Genomic DNA, 13,753 nt, shown 5'->3' with positions numbered 1-13,753 from the left:
CGCCCGCAAGCGGGAGGGGAGTCACTGTTCTTCTCCCCTCCCGCTTGCGGGCGGGGCTGGGGGTGGGCCAGCACGCACCATCGATCAAACGCACCTCCTGAACCGAGAACAACACCCATGACCGCCACCCCTTCCGGCTCCCGTTTCGTCAACATCGGCGAGCGCACCAACGTCACCGGCTCCGCGAAGTTCAAGAAGCTGGTCATGGCCGGCGACTATCCCGCTGCCATCGAAGTCGCCCGCCAGCAGGTGGAGAACGGCGCGCAGGTCATCGACGTCAACATGGACGAGGGCCTGCTCGATGCCGTCGAGGCGATGACCACCTACCTCAAGCTGATCGCCGCTGAGCCGGACATCGCCCGCGTGCCGGTGATGGTCGACAGCTCCAAGTGGGACGTGATCGAGGCGGGGCTGAAGTGCGTGTCCGGCAAGCCGATCGTCAATTCCATCTCGATGAAGGAAGGCGTCGAGCCGTTCCTGGAACATGCACGCAAGTGCATGGCCTATGGCGCCGCCGTGGTCGTCATGGCCTTCGACGAGACCGGGCAGGCCGACACCAAGGAGCGCAAGATCGAAATCTGCGAGCGCGCCTACAAGCTGCTCGTCGGCATCGGTTTCCCGCCCGAGGACATCATCTTCGACCCCAACGTCTTCGCCGTCGCCACCGGCATCGAGGAGCATGACCGCTACGGGCTCGACTTCATCGAGGCGGTGGCGGAAATCCGCGCGCGCTGCCCGCACGTCCACTTCTCGGGCGGCCTGTCGAACCTCTCGTTCAGCTTCCGCGGCAACGAGACGGTGCGCCGCGCGATGCACTCGATATTCCTGTACCACGCGATCCCGGCGGGCCTGGACATGGCGATCGTCAACGCGGGGCAGCTCGACGTCTACGACCAGATCGACCCGGCGCTGCGCGAGGCCTGCGAAGACGTCATCATGATGCGCCGCCCCGGCGTGAGCGAAGACGGCAAGACCTCCACCGAACGCCTCATCGAGCTGGCCGAAAGCTACAAGGGCAAGGACACCGTCGCCGAAAAGGCCGCCGAGGAATGGCGCGGCTGGGACGTGACCAAGCGCATCGAACATGCGCTGGTGCGCGGCATCGACGCCTATGTCGTGGAAGACACCGAGGAGGCCCGCGCCGCGATCGCCGCTGCCGGTGGCCGCCCGATCGAGGTGATCGAAGGCCCGCTGATGGGCGGCATGAACGTGGTCGGCGACTTGTTCGGCAGCGGCAAGATGTTCCTCCCGCAAGTCGTGAAATCGGCGCGCGTGATGAAGAAGGCGGTCGCGCACCTCATCCCCTTCATCGAGGCGGAGAAGGACGCCAAGTCCAAGGCGAAGGGCCGCATCATCATGGCCACCGTCAAGGGTGACGTCCATGATATCGGCAAGAACATCGTCGGCGTCGTGCTCCAGTGCAACGGCTACGAAGTGATCGACCTTGGCGTCATGGTGCCGTGGTCAAAGATCCTCGAATCGGCGAACGAGAACGAGGCCGACATCATCGGCCTGTCCGGCCTCATCACCCCCTCATTGGACGAGATGGTGACCGTGGCCGAGGAAATGCAGCGCGCCGAGATGAACATCCCGCTGCTGATCGGCGGCGCGACGACGTCCAAGGTCCACACAGCGCTGCGCATCGACCCGGCCTATACCGGCACCGTGGTCCACGTGCTCGACGCCAGCCGCGCGGTGGGCGTCGCCTCGCAGCTCTTGTCCGACACGCAGGCGGAGGGCTTCAAGTCCTCGGTCGCGATCGACTACGAGAAGGTGCGCGAGGCCCGCGCCAACAAGGGCCAGAGCGACCTGCTGCCGCTCGCCGAGGCGCGCGCCAACGCCTTCCCCACCGACTTCACCCAGAAACCCGCCGCGCCCGCGCAGGCGGGTCTGCATGTCTTCGAGGAATGGGACCTCAAGGATCTGGTCGAGACCTTCGACTGGACCCCGTTCTTCCGCGCTTGGGAGCTGGCGGGCAATTACCCCGCAATCCTGAAAGACGAGGTCGTCGGCGAAAGCGCCACCAGCCTCTTTGCCGATGCGCAGGCGATGCTGGCAAAGATCATCGACGAGAAATGGCTGACTGCGCGCGGCGTCTGCGCCTTCTGGCCAGCCCGCTCGGACGGTGACGACGTTCTCCTCGATGCCGGCGATTCCGGGGCAACCCGCCTGCCAATGCTGCGCCAGCAGTTCAAGAAGTCGCGCGGCCGCGCAAACTTCTGCCTGTCGGACTTCATCGATCCCGCGGGCGACTGGCTCGGCGGTTTCGCGGTGGGCATCCACGGCATCGAGCCGCATCTGGAACGCTTCAAGGCCGCCCACGATGACTACTCGGACATCCTGCTCAAGGCCCTGGCCGACCGCTTCGCCGAAGCCTTCGCCGAACGCCTCCACGCCCATGTCCGTACGACCCTGTGGGGCTATGCGCCGGACGAGCAGTTCACCAACGAAGCGCTGATCCGCGAGGAATATCGCGGCATTCGCCCGGCGCCGGGCTATCCCGCCTGCCCGGACCATTCGCTCAAGCCCATCCTGTTCGATCTGCTCAAGGCGCAGGACAACGCCGGCATCGTCCTGACCGAAAGCCAGGCGATGCTGCCGACGGCGGCTGTTTCGGGCTTCTACTTCGCGCACCCGGAAAGCCAGTACTTCGGCGTCGCCCGTATCGGCCGCGACCAGTTGGAGGACTACGCCGTGCGCCGCGATGTGGATCTTCCTACCGCCGAACGCTGGCTGCGGCCCAATCTGGATTAAAGCGATGCGCCGTCCCCGACTTGCTCCGGGACGGCGCCACTTTCAGCCCGCCTGCCCCGCCCGCCACAGCGCGCGGTGGCGCAGGTAGGCATCGGCCACGTTCTCGCCCACGGCTACGGTGAGCACCGCCAGGGCTGCGTCGAGCCCCCGGCAAGCCAACTCGTCGATTGCCGCCGCATGATCCTGCCCTACTTCGCGCGCCAGCATCTTGAGCACAAGCGCCTTTTCGGCGAACTCGATCTCGCTCAACCAGGACAGCCGGTAATCCTCGTTTTTCGCGGACGCGTCGTGTGCATGGCAACCCATCTTTGTCTCTTCCCGATTCTGACGGCTGCCTCCCACCCCTTGGGCCGATTCACATTCAATCGTTTGCCGCACCCGGAGAATTATCAGGCTCCCGGCAAAGCCATCGCTACCGCCCGGCTAGGGATATGCCACAACTGCCCAAAAGGCTTATTCGCACTTGCAACATGAACACTGCGCCACCACCCTGATCCCATGACCGCAGCACGCACCATTTCTTCCCGCATCATCAGTCGAACGCTCGTCTACGACGGATGGTACAAGTTCTATCGCCTCGAAGTGGAAATGCCCGACGGTGTCGTGGTGGAGCGCCATTTGCTTGACAATGGCTCGGCCGTGGCAGTGCTGCCATACGATCCGGTGCGCCGGGTGTGCATGCTGATCGACCAGCCGCGCGCGGGCGTGCTCGATGCGGGCGAACCGCCACTGCTGGAGGTCATTGCCGGTAACCTCGACGGCACTTCGCCAGAGGCGCGCATCGTCGAAGAAGCCTTCGAAGAAGGCGGCCTGCGCATTTCCGATCTCGAACCGGTGACCAACATGTGGTCGCTGTGCCCCGCCTCGACCGAGCGAGTACAGCTCTATCTCGCGCAGTATGCACACGAAGACCGCATCGCTGCGGGCGGCGGTGCGCACGACGAGGATGAGAACATCACCGTCCACGAGATCGGGCTCGACGCCTTGCGCGACATGGCGCTCTGCGGAGAACTGTCAGACGCAAAGACGCTGATCCTCGCGCAGGCGTTGCTGCTGAAGCACCCGCAATTGTGGGCCGATCGTCGTTAAATTACCGGAAACTTGCCTGCCGATGGTTTCCCCTCGCCGTCCTGATCTGCCATAACGCGCACCGTGAACGACGACGACTGGCCTTTCGAGACGACCTTCTACGGCGAACCCGACGCCGACATGATCGACCCTTATGCACCCGAGGTTGACTGGACGCCCGCGCCGCCACCCTCCGGCGAGGCGGTGTCGAAAGCGCTGCACGACGTCTTCGGTTTCTCGGGCTTTCGCGGCGTACAGGATTTGGTGGTCGATCGCGTTATCCACGGCCAGTCGACGCTGGCGATCATGCCCACTGGTGCGGGCAAGTCGTTGACCTACCAGTTGCCCGCCGTGCTGCTGCAGGGCACGTGCGTGGTCGTCTCGCCGCTGATCGCGCTGATGCACGACCAGTTGCGCTCCGCCCGCGCCAACGGCATCCGCGCCGCCACCCTGACCAGCGCCGACACCGATCGCGGGGCGACCATGGACGCCTTTCGCGCCGGCGAGCTGGACCTGCTCTACATCGCCCCGGAACGCGCCAGCCAGCCTCACTTCCGCGAACTGCTGCTATCGGCCCGGGTCGGTCTCTTTGCGATCGACGAGGCGCACTGCGTCTCCGAATGGGGCCACGATTTCCGTCCCGATTACCGCCTGCTGCGCCCTTTGCTCGATGCGTTCCCGCAAGTCCCGCGGCTGGCGCTGACGGCGACTGCGGACAACCACACCCGCAGAGATATCCTCGCACAACTCGGTATTCCCGACGAGGGGCTGATCGTCGCCGGGTTCGACCGGCCGAACATCCGTTATGCCATCCGCCCGCGCGAGAGCGTAGGCCGTCAGCTCAAGGCGGTGGTCGAGGAGAATCCCGGTCCGGGGATTATCTACGCCCCCACCCGCGCACGCGTAGAGCAGCTGGCCGAGAGCCTTGCCCGCGACACCGGCCGCCGCGTGCTGCCCTATCACGCAGGCCTCCCGCCCGAAGTCCGCGCGCGCAACCAAGCCGCATTCGTGGCGAGCGAGGACATGGTGATGGTCGCCACGGTCGCCTTCGGCATGGGCATCGACAAGCCCGACGTGCGCTTCGTCGCCCATGCGGGCATCCCCAAGTCGATCGAGGGCTACTACCAGGAAACCGGCCGCGCCGGGCGCGATGGCGATCCTTCGGTGGCCATCATGTTCTGGGGCGCCGACGACTTCGCGCGGGCGCGCCAGCGCCTGTCCGAGATCGAGCCTCACCGCCAGCAGAGCGAACGCCAGCGCCTCGATTCGCTGGCCGGTCTGGTCGAAACCGCCGAATGCCGCCGCGCCGTGTTACTGCGTCACTTCGGCGAAACCCCGGCGCAGACTTGCGGCAACTGCGACAACTGCCTCCAGCCGGTCGGCGTGGTCGATGTCACCGATGTCGCGCGCAAGCTGCTATCGGCCGTCTATCGCACTGGGCAGTCCTATGGCCTGGGTCATCTGGAAAAAGTGCTGACCGGCGTTTCCGATGACCGCGTGCTGCAGCGCGGGCATGACAGGCTGTCGGTGTTCGGCATCCTCACCGAAGACGAAAAGCCGCTGCTGAAAGCGCTTGCCCGCGCTCTGCAGGCGCGTGGCAGCCTGACCGCGACCGAGCACGGCGGTCTTGCGCTGGGAGGAGACGCTCGCGCGATCCTGAAGGGGGAGGCTGCAGTAGCGATCGTCGTGCCGCCCAGACAGGACCGCAAACGCCGCTCGCGCGGGGGAGATGCCGGAGCCAATCCCGTCGGCGACCCTTTGTTCGAGGCGCTGCGCGAGTTGCGCCGCGAGCTGGCAAAGGAGGCAGGCGTCCCGCCCTACGTCATCTTCCACGATTCGACCTTGCGCGAAATGGCCGGCTCACGCCCATCCTCACTGGCGGAACTCGGCTTGGTCGGGGGCGTCGGAACACGCAAGCTGGAAGCCTATGGCGACGCGTTCGTCGAGGTGATCCGGCGCCACTCCTGACCCCGTGGAATTCTTCGATTCCGCCAAGATCGACCTTCCCGTCCGAAAGCATATCGGTTTGGCGAAGCGGACGCCTGGATCCATCCAAGGCGGGAACTGGCCGAACGAAAGCCCTAGAAGCGCCTCGATGCGGTTACGGCGGATTCTTCTAGGCGCAACCCGCGATCACCAGAAAAGCAAAAAACCCCGGTTTCCCGTGGCTTTCGACTACTTACGATCACCTTCGAAAAGGTGATAGAGCGCGGCCGCGCCAAAGGCGCGGGGTAGCACCTTTACTGCCATTCAAGCCACTCCCGACACTGCGACACGAAAAGGATCAAGATAAGAAGCTCACCCATCCGACGCCCGTGTCCACAACCCAAACGCAAGATGTTGAGGAAAGCATCGATCAGCGCATTCCTCAGACTGGCGGATTCAGACTACCCTGGAATGCCGTTCGCAGGCGCTGACTGGAATGAATGCCGGCTCGCCGTTACCAGTATAGACCTCGCTCATCAGCCAGGCCCGCTCCGCGTCGTGATCCGCTTCCGCGATCTCGGTGGTCCAGAAACGCAACGCAGGATTCCAGCGATAGCCCCGCGCCTTCAGACGGTCCTTGGAATCGAAGGGAGCATCGACCGCATTCACCTGGAAAGACGACCGCTCCGAACATGCGATCAGCCTAGCCATCACGGTTTCACCGTCCGGCAAGTCATGCGCGAGCAGGTATATGAGCGCGAGGATGTCGTTTTCGGCCCGGTGACCTTCATAGAACCAGCCGCACTGCGAGACGAGATGGGCAAGCGCACGCCCGTCGAAGCCGAGTTCGAGCCAGTCCAGTTCGGACATCGAGCAGGCCCAGGCCTTGCCGGCAAGCGCGGGTAGTCTGCGATCGACGAATGGCCGATCGAAACGAGCATTGTGGGCGACGATCAGATCGGCGGAGGTCAGGATTTCGAGCGCAAGGGTATCGTCGATCACCTGGTCCGCCACGACCTCATCGGTCAGGCCGGTCAGTTTCGTTATCCTGGGATCGAGGGGCACGCCCGGATCTTCACGCCACACGCGGGCCTGACCGACCTGCACGATGCGCCCGGCATCGTCGTAGCGAAATCGCTGCAGGGCGAGTTCGATAATCCGGTCGGATTCGTAGTCCAGTCCGGTGGTCTCGACATCAATCGCAACGCCGATCCGATTGCGAGCGCCAGGCACCGGGCGATGAAACCCCGCCACCGGACGAAGCTTGCGCAGCACACGGTATTCGGGATTTTCGGCCAGCAGCGAAGCGGCTCGATTATAGGCATCGGGCGAGACGGTCACCATGTCCGGCTCTCTAGCTTCAGCAACAGCTAAGCGAAAGTCGGACTGCTGCGCGATCACACGTGAACCTTCGGAGCTGCCAAAGCGCATGGAAACCGATCGACCTCAAACCACACGCTCAATGGCAGCGCGCTCAGCCGATCGCGCGATGCAAGGTGATCAAGGTCAGTTCGGAAGGCTTGCCCAACCTCAGAGCAAACCCCGGCCAGATGCCGGTGCCGTTGTTGACGTAGAGGGCCATGTCGCCAACAGCGTAGCATCCCGAGACGAAGCCGCCATTGCCTCGCGCGACCAGACGGTCGAGCCCGACGATCATGCCACCATGAGTGTGCCCTGATAGTTGCAGCGCAACACCGCGCTCCGCCGCTTCGCGCGCCTGCCCGGGCTCGTGATCGAGCAGGATGATCGGTGCGCCGGACGGCGCCCCATCCAGAGCCTTCCCGAGGTCAGGGAGCGGTTTGCCGACACCGCGCGCCGACGGATCGGTAAGGCCAGCAATGACCAGCGCATCATCGCCGCGCTGAATCACCGCATGAGCATTCGCCAGCACCCGCACGCCCAGCGAGGCAAGGTGCGCCATCCACGCATCGTAACCGGAGAGGTATTCGTGATTACCGGGGCTGAGCCAGACCCCATCGCGCGCACTCAGTCCGCGCAAGGCTTCGACGCCTGCACGCCGGTTCTCGACGCTGCCGTCGATCACGTCCCCCGTTATCAGGATCAGGTCAGGCTCCAGACGATTGGCCGCCTCGACCACGGCGCGGGTCCAGCTCGCGGGAAAGAGCCTGCTGATATGCAAGTCAGTGAGGTGAACGAGGGTATAGCCGTCGAAGGCTTCCGGAAGGTTCCGGATCGCTATCGAGACTTTACGCAGGCGCGGCACGCCGATGGCTTGCCAGACGCCGATCGCCGCCAGCACGAAGGCCATCCCGGCAATGGCGTAGCGAGCTTCAACCCAAGGGGCCGCGCCGCCGATCCCGACTAACCATGCCACCAGCCTCACCGCGTCGAGCGCGATCTGGAAGACGGCCAGCAGGGCGATGCCTCCGAACAGCCAGTTGAGCAGAATGATGAACGGGCGCGGGAATTCCGGACTGAACACCGATCCCGACGAAAGGCGGCTCCATAGATGAGACTGCGAGCCGACGAGCAGCACCAGGGCAATCGCCAGCTTGATGCCGTCTGCCCAGGGCAGCGGCATCAGCGTGCGCGCAACGACGTAGGCCCATGGCAGTGCGAAGATCAGATGGAACATCGCCTATGCTTCAGCCGAAGGCGATGCCGGTCAGCGCCTCGGAACGAGACCAGAGCTGCGCGGCCACTTCGGCGTCCAGCGCCTGCGGTTCGATCTTGCCAGGGCCCGGCGGGCCCTTCAGCTCTCGCAGACCCTGCGGCCCGAAATACTGACCTCCCCGGATGCTCGGCATGGTCGCTGCCATCACTTGCGGCAGTGCGCCGTCAGCGGCGGAATGGCCGATCAGCTTGAGCGCGATCGAGCCGCCCCAGGCCATCAGCCGGCTGCCGGGCCCCGGGCCGTTGGCGATCAGGTCAGTGGCAGCAGCGCCAGGGTGCGCCGCGACGCTGGTCAGCCCCCAGTCTTTCGCCCTGCTGCGCCGGTCCAGTTCGAGCGCGAACATCAGCATCGCGAGCTTGGACTGCGCGTAGACCGGCCAGGGCTTGTAGCCTTGCGTGTAATCAAGGTCCTCAAGCCGGATATTGCCGCTGCGATGGGCTATGCTGGAGACCTCGACCACGCGCGCCCTCCCCGCAATCAGCAGCGGCAGCAGCAGCCCCGTCAGCGCGAAATGCGACAGGTAATTGGTCGCGAACTGCATCTCATGCCCGTCGATCGTGGCTTCACGCCGAGGCAGCGCCATGATGCCGGCATTGTTGACGAGGATATCGATCCGGCGCCCGCTTGCCAGTTGCCGATCTGCAAAATCCCGGACCGAGGCAAAGCTGGCGAGATCGACGAGATCGAAGCGTACCTGAGCACCGGGATGACGGCTGCGGATAAGCGTTTCGGCAGCGCGCCCCTTGTCCGGGTTCCGGGCCGCGAGGATCACCTCGGCGCCGGCTGCGGCCAGAGCGAGGGCTGTCTCGAAACCCAGTCCACCGGTCGCTCCGGTGACGATCGCCAGCCTGCCGGACTGGTCGGGAATATCCTTGGTGGTCCAGCTCGCCATATTTGCTATCCTTCGCATCGATCAGCCACAGGAGGGCGCTGAGCGCGATATTGTGCACTCAGTGCAAATATACAAGACGTGCAAGAATCTATCTCACCCGTGAAGATCGGCCTGCGCGAACGCAAGCGATCGCAGACCCGCACCCGCATCCAAGACGAAGCCATGCGCCTGTTCCTGGAGCGCGGGTTCGAGGCGACGACACTCGACGACATCGCCGAAGCTGCAGACGTCTCGCGGCGCAGTCTGTTCCATTATTTCGGGTCGAAGGAGGAGATCGTCTTCTCCACCAAGGCCGATTTTCCGGCCCTCATTGCCGAGGCGATAGGGCGTCGTCCCCCCGAAGAGCCTTTGCTGGACATGGTCGAGAACGCTTTTCTGGAACTGGCGGGAAGTCACATCACGGAACCCGCGCGCAACCTTGCCAGGCTCATTCAGGACACCCCCGCGCTCAGCGCTGGCGACCAGGCCAAGTACGAGAAGGTTGAGCGCGTCCTCGCTCAGGCACTTGCTGAGCGAAAGGGACGCCCCGAGCTCGACATCGAATGCCGCGTCACTGCGACGGCCGCAATCGGTATTCTGAAATTATCGACCCAGGCTTGGCTCGCCGGAAATGATATCGGTCCCGACACTTTCGGCAGGACCGCATTCGCAGCCTTACGCCGAGTAGCCGGGCAAGCGCCCGACGTCCGCGAATAGTCCGCACTTTGGCCGATTCCGGGACGACAGCTTATTGTTCCAGCTCGGCAGATAGCTGCCCGTCGCCTTCAGTGTGAGGCATCGTCGACGACGCAGATTCCTGCCATTCAGCAGACGCCCCTGTGTGGACCTCGGGTAATCGCGGTATCTGGTCGAATCATCGAGAGTGTTGCGATCCGGGCGCTTGGCTCGGTGGTGAGCACCATCGAATGCGTCGGCATATCGGCTTCGCAGGCTCCGCGCCAACTGACAGGTTCCCCAAGCAGCCTCACTGCATACCGTTATTATTCACCAAGATCTGCCATGGAACTGGCCAGTCGTGGCAATCGCGCTGTCAAAGCAGCCGAGACGCTTTCGTGGACCCCTGCCGCGAAGTCGTCGGGCATGACCGACAATGCCTTTCCCGGGGCGCTAACCGCCGTATCCAGAAGCTCCGCGATTACGTCGGACATCAGTTTCGCACTGAGGCCTGCAGCTTTGCCACTCTGCACAAAATGTCGCCCCATGATTTCCGACATCCGGAAATGGCGGCTCTTGCCGGCCGACATTGCGATGCGGAATTGATTTTGGGCGATCTGGCCCTTGTCGAACGCTGGCTGGGCCGAGAGGACGTCATAGAAGGGCGTCGATCGGAACCCACCTCCCGGCTCGAGGAAAAGGCTGAAATTCTTTGCGTGCCCGTCCGTCGCGCCCATGAGCCAGAACAGTATCTGACTCTTGAAGAAGGCGGCCTGGTCGCTTTGCGGATCATTGGTACCCCGGAGCAATTCGAGCATCTGCCGCATGCCTGGCCCACCATCGCTCTGGTATTTGCGCGTTGGTGGAATTCCGAGTGCCTGACAACAATCTTCCTGAGGGAGGCGCAGAATGCGGCTACCATCGCGCCAACGGCGATCAAACCGCTCTACGACGAGGACGCGCCGTTGTCCGAATGTGCTTATTTCCGTCGCCGCCACTTTCAGCCCGAAGGCCTCCATCAGCTTCAGACAATAGTGCTCGTTGTCGACGCTGTCGGACATGTCGATCATACCGTCGGACGTCGGAATCTGGCCGAGTTGCGGTTTGAGGATATGTGTGGTCGGGGTGGTGCCTAGTGGTCGCCACCAGCGCCCGTCCTTCAGCAGCAGCGCCGTCTTCTCCTGCGCGCCAGCCACCGATATCCGGAATTCCCGCTCACGGTCGACACCCAGAGGAGCGCTGGCAAGGTCCGCCAGCATTGCCTCTATCTCCGCATCGCTGACCACTTGGGCTTCGATTGGTCCTGCGGGATCCAGAGCCGCTCCCTCGGGAATGAATTGCATCGCGCCGACGCAGTCGCGTCCAATTGCCTCCAGCAAGCTGTAATAGTCTGTGCCTTGCGCCCCCATCCGCTCTGCAACACGCCTGCGCACGGCGTCGCGATCCGGCAGCAGATTGTCGAAGACGGCGGCAACCTCCGCGCCGCGGTAAGCATCCAGGCGCAACGGCAAGGACATCGATACCGCGAACCGGTGCTCCCATTGGAGCCATTCTGCGGCGTATTGAAAGGATGTCGCACCATTGGCAGCCTTTTCAAGACGGCCGACAAGGCGCCCGTTGATCAGGACATCGAGAGGAGCATGGTTTTTCTTGCGCGCCATAGCCTAAAAGACATCCTCGATCGATTTGCCGGTCTTTCGGCGCGGTACGATCTGCATATCCAGATCGAGAGCAGCGATGATGCCCAGAAGTGTTTCAAGCTTCGCTCCCTCACTTCCGTTCTCGATGGCAGAAATCGTCTTTTGATGCGTCCCTACTTTACTAGCAAGGTCCGTCTGGCTCATGGATCGACGCCGTCGCTCCGTCTGAAGCAGAGCGCCTAGTTGACTAGGAAGCCGTACCACTTGTTCCATGAGCGCCGCTCCTATAACTTGCGAGGTATATTCATGATATATACCCTACAAGGTATTATCAAGAGATATACCCTGTAGGGAGTAAATACATATTATAACCTTCAGGTTATAATTTCCATGAAAATCGATTCATGTCAGGCCGCGTCTGGACGTTTCCGCGTTGCGACGTGGGGCTTGAGAATCTTGGCTCCACTACGAAGCCGTTCCAGCTCGTCAGACCAAAACTGCATCAAGGCAACTCGCTCGTTCCAAATTCACCGCGCGTATACGCGCGCCGCACTCCATTGTTCTCCATGTGTGCCAGCTAGCGCTCAATCGCATCGGGATTGAACTGCCCCGTCTCGTTGAGGAGCGTGAATGAACGAATTGAAGCTGGGCGGACCGTGCTCTTCCATGAGCGCGGGATCATCAATGCCTGGGAATATGGCTTCCAGCAGAGCACGATGAAAAAGCGTAATCTGACGGCTAGGCAGCTCGAAACGCGGGTCGCGATCAACAGAAAGATTCTCGCTTCGATCAAGCGGCGGGGGATTCAGGAGGGCACGCGTCGCGCGATCGGAAGGCTTCGCCAATCTGGCGCTCGGCCTCTATATGACCCGCATGTTCTCACTCGATCATCCGGAGATTCTCTCGCACCTCGGTCAGCTGATCTACGGGTTTCAGCCAGTGCAGTTTCCGGGCGGACGCTTCAGTCTGATCATCAAGGCTGGCAAGGAGTTCATCCTGACGGCCCATATCAATAACGGGTTCAAGATCTACCTCGTGCCCGACATAGCCGTTCCCGGTCAATCGCTCGGCTTAATGACCGCCTTCTTCGATGGTTATGACGAGCCGCTCGTCCTGTTCACACCGCTCTATTCCGGTGGCGACAACCGTGGCGGCGGCCCATCTCCGGTGCGACGATTGCGGTTCAGCTCTCATTGCGCAGAATGACCCGCTCAACACCGATCAAGCGAATATGGCGTTACTCTGCCAAGCCTGTGGAGCCGCGCCCACCGTCGATGCCATGATCCTAGAGTCTGTCGAACGCGCGCTGGAAGCGGATGCCTATATTCGGATGAAGGATAGCGGCGAATCCGGCCCCGTGTTCGAATGCCCGGCCTGCGGAGAGGACGCCTATATCAACTTCGAGGGCGGCTGCGCGCTGTGCGGGGAGGCGTTCGAATGGCAAAACTGCATGGTTTGTCACTCTCGGATCCCTATCAAGGATGCGCTTGCGGGCTACGATGAGGGAATTTGCTCATATTGCAGCCATATCGCTGCCAAGGACGACTGACAGCCATCGCGCAACTAAGATTGCGCGAAATGGATATAATTGCGCGATTCTCGAAATGGTTGCGCATTGCCTCACTTAATTGCGCGGTTCAGATTGCGCGCAACTAAGGAGGCCGCGTGGCACGACCGATACCCCAAGCCGATCTTGAGGAGATCGAGGCTGCTGTCGGGCGGCACGAAGGTGGTGCGTCACCGAGCAGCATCGCGCACGTGATCCCGAGCTGTTTCTGAGCCGGATCGCAATCGTCGCGGAAGGTGCGACCGAGTGCGGTGCGGTTCGATCGCTTGTCGGGCGGGCGCTCGGCGGCGCGCTGGCGCCGCATGGCGTCCATGTTGCGATGGCGGCGGTCATGAATCCACCCTCGGGCTGTTACAGGCGCTTGCAAAAAGCGGGTTGCGCTTCGGCGGGTTCGTCGATGAGGAGGCAAGCATGCTGACAGCTGGGCAACGCTGAAATCTCATCTCGGCGCGCTGCTGTTCCGCTGGGAGAAAGGCTGCATCGAGGAGGAGATCGGTAACCGCTGCACCGACCCCACGTATTCTGGTTGGTTTTTGAGGGGTAGATCTGCGCGAGACGTTGAGGAGCTCGAGCAGTGGTTGACGAAATTGATGCGGCGCCAAACGTTGGTTTGACGT

General features: G+C 62.7%; 13 protein-coding genes and 1 pseudogene. 6 read left to right on the top strand and 8 right to left on the bottom strand.

Annotation, left to right across the window (positions count from 1 at the left end; all coding sequences use genetic code 11):
• Nucleotides 1-117 precede the first annotated feature (117 nt).
• Entirely contained in the window at nt 118-2,754 is a 2,637-nt protein-coding gene (gene metH / locus ACYPYD_RS00155) for a methionine synthase (protein ID WP_459661615.1), read from the top strand.
• A 42-nt stretch (nt 2,755-2,796) separates the two neighbouring features.
• Here the strand turns inward: metH and ACYPYD_RS00150 are convergent, their stop codons facing one another.
• Nucleotides 2,797-3,003: a hypothetical protein gene (locus ACYPYD_RS00150; protein ID WP_459661613.1), complete on the bottom strand. Its 207-nt coding sequence runs from the start codon at nt 3,001-3,003 to the stop codon at nt 2,797-2,799.
• A gap of 249 nt (nt 3,004-3,252) precedes the next feature.
• On the opposite strand from ACYPYD_RS00150, the gene ACYPYD_RS00145 reads away from it, so the two are divergent.
• The gene (locus ACYPYD_RS00145) at nt 3,253-3,843 is read left to right on the top strand and encodes an NUDIX hydrolase (protein ID WP_202902859.1); all 591 of its coding nucleotides are present in this window, start codon (nt 3,253-3,255) and stop codon (nt 3,841-3,843) included.
• A 63-nt stretch (nt 3,844-3,906) separates the two neighbouring features.
• A complete protein-coding gene (gene recQ, locus ACYPYD_RS00140) occupies nt 3,907-5,790 on the top strand; it encodes a DNA helicase RecQ (RefSeq protein ID WP_459661612.1) in 1,884 nt (627 codons plus the stop codon).
• Nucleotides 5,791-6,204: 414 nt separating this feature from the next.
• Here recQ and ACYPYD_RS00135 read toward each other — a convergent pair whose 3' ends face one another.
• From ACYPYD_RS00135 to ACYPYD_RS00125, 3 genes are all read right to left on the bottom strand, one after another.
• Entirely contained in the window at nt 6,205-7,179 is a 975-nt protein-coding gene (locus ACYPYD_RS00135; protein ID WP_459661610.1) for a 3'-5' exonuclease, read from the bottom strand.
• 43 nt (nt 7,180-7,222) lie between these two features.
• Entirely contained in the window at nt 7,223-8,290 is a 1,068-nt protein-coding gene (locus tag ACYPYD_RS00130) for a metallophosphoesterase (RefSeq protein ID WP_459661608.1), read from the bottom strand.
• A 64-nt stretch (nt 8,291-8,354) separates the two neighbouring features.
• Complete coding sequence (locus tag ACYPYD_RS00125) at nt 8,355-9,275, bottom strand: SDR family oxidoreductase (protein ID WP_459661606.1); 921 nt, start codon at nt 9,273-9,275, stop codon at nt 8,355-8,357.
• Between the two features lie 99 nt (nt 9,276-9,374).
• Here ACYPYD_RS00125 and ACYPYD_RS00120 point away from each other — a divergent pair, with 99 nt between their 5' ends.
• Nucleotides 9,375-9,971 carry a TetR/AcrR family transcriptional regulator gene (locus ACYPYD_RS00120; protein WP_459661604.1) on the top strand — a complete coding sequence of 199 codons (597 nt, stop codon included), beginning with the start codon at nt 9,375-9,377 and terminating at the stop codon, nt 9,969-9,971.
• Nucleotides 9,972-10,255: 284 nt separating this feature from the next.
• On the opposite strand, the gene ACYPYD_RS00115 is transcribed toward ACYPYD_RS00120, so the two are convergent.
• From ACYPYD_RS00115 to ACYPYD_RS00105, 3 genes and pseudogenes are all read right to left on the bottom strand, one after another.
• A complete protein-coding gene (locus ACYPYD_RS00115; protein ID WP_459661603.1) occupies nt 10,256-11,590 on the bottom strand; it encodes a type II toxin-antitoxin system HipA family toxin in 1,335 nt (444 codons plus the stop codon).
• 3 nt (nt 11,591-11,593) lie between these two features.
• Nucleotides 11,594-11,842, bottom strand: coding sequence for a helix-turn-helix domain-containing protein (locus ACYPYD_RS00110; RefSeq protein ID WP_459661601.1), 249 nt, complete (start codon nt 11,840-11,842; stop codon nt 11,594-11,596).
• 134 nt (nt 11,843-11,976) lie between these two features.
• A pseudogene (locus ACYPYD_RS00105) lies at nt 11,977-12,197 on the bottom strand (integrase); the annotation flags it as partial.
• 236 nt (nt 12,198-12,433) lie between these two features.
• On the opposite strand from ACYPYD_RS00105, the gene ACYPYD_RS00100 reads away from it, so the two are divergent.
• Together ACYPYD_RS00100 and ACYPYD_RS00095 are read left to right on the top strand one after the other, a co-directional pair.
• On the top strand, nt 12,434-12,775 hold the full coding sequence (locus ACYPYD_RS00100; RefSeq protein WP_459661599.1) for a hypothetical protein: 342 nt from the start codon (nt 12,434-12,436) through the stop codon (nt 12,773-12,775).
• A gap of 25 nt (nt 12,776-12,800) precedes the next feature.
• Complete coding sequence (locus ACYPYD_RS00095; protein ID WP_459661597.1) at nt 12,801-13,118, top strand: hypothetical protein; 318 nt, start codon at nt 12,801-12,803, stop codon at nt 13,116-13,118.
• A gap of 347 nt (nt 13,119-13,465) precedes the next feature.
• Here ACYPYD_RS00095 and ACYPYD_RS00090 read toward each other — a convergent pair.
• Nucleotides 13,466-13,753, bottom strand: a 288-nt coding sequence (locus tag ACYPYD_RS00090; RefSeq protein ID WP_459661595.1) for a hypothetical protein, incomplete at its 5' end; no start/stop codon positions are given.

This window comes from Novosphingobium sp. 11B (assembly GCF_054589055.1).
Note: the sequence above shows the minus strand (reverse complement) of the source record. Positions and strands in the feature narration are given on the sequence as shown.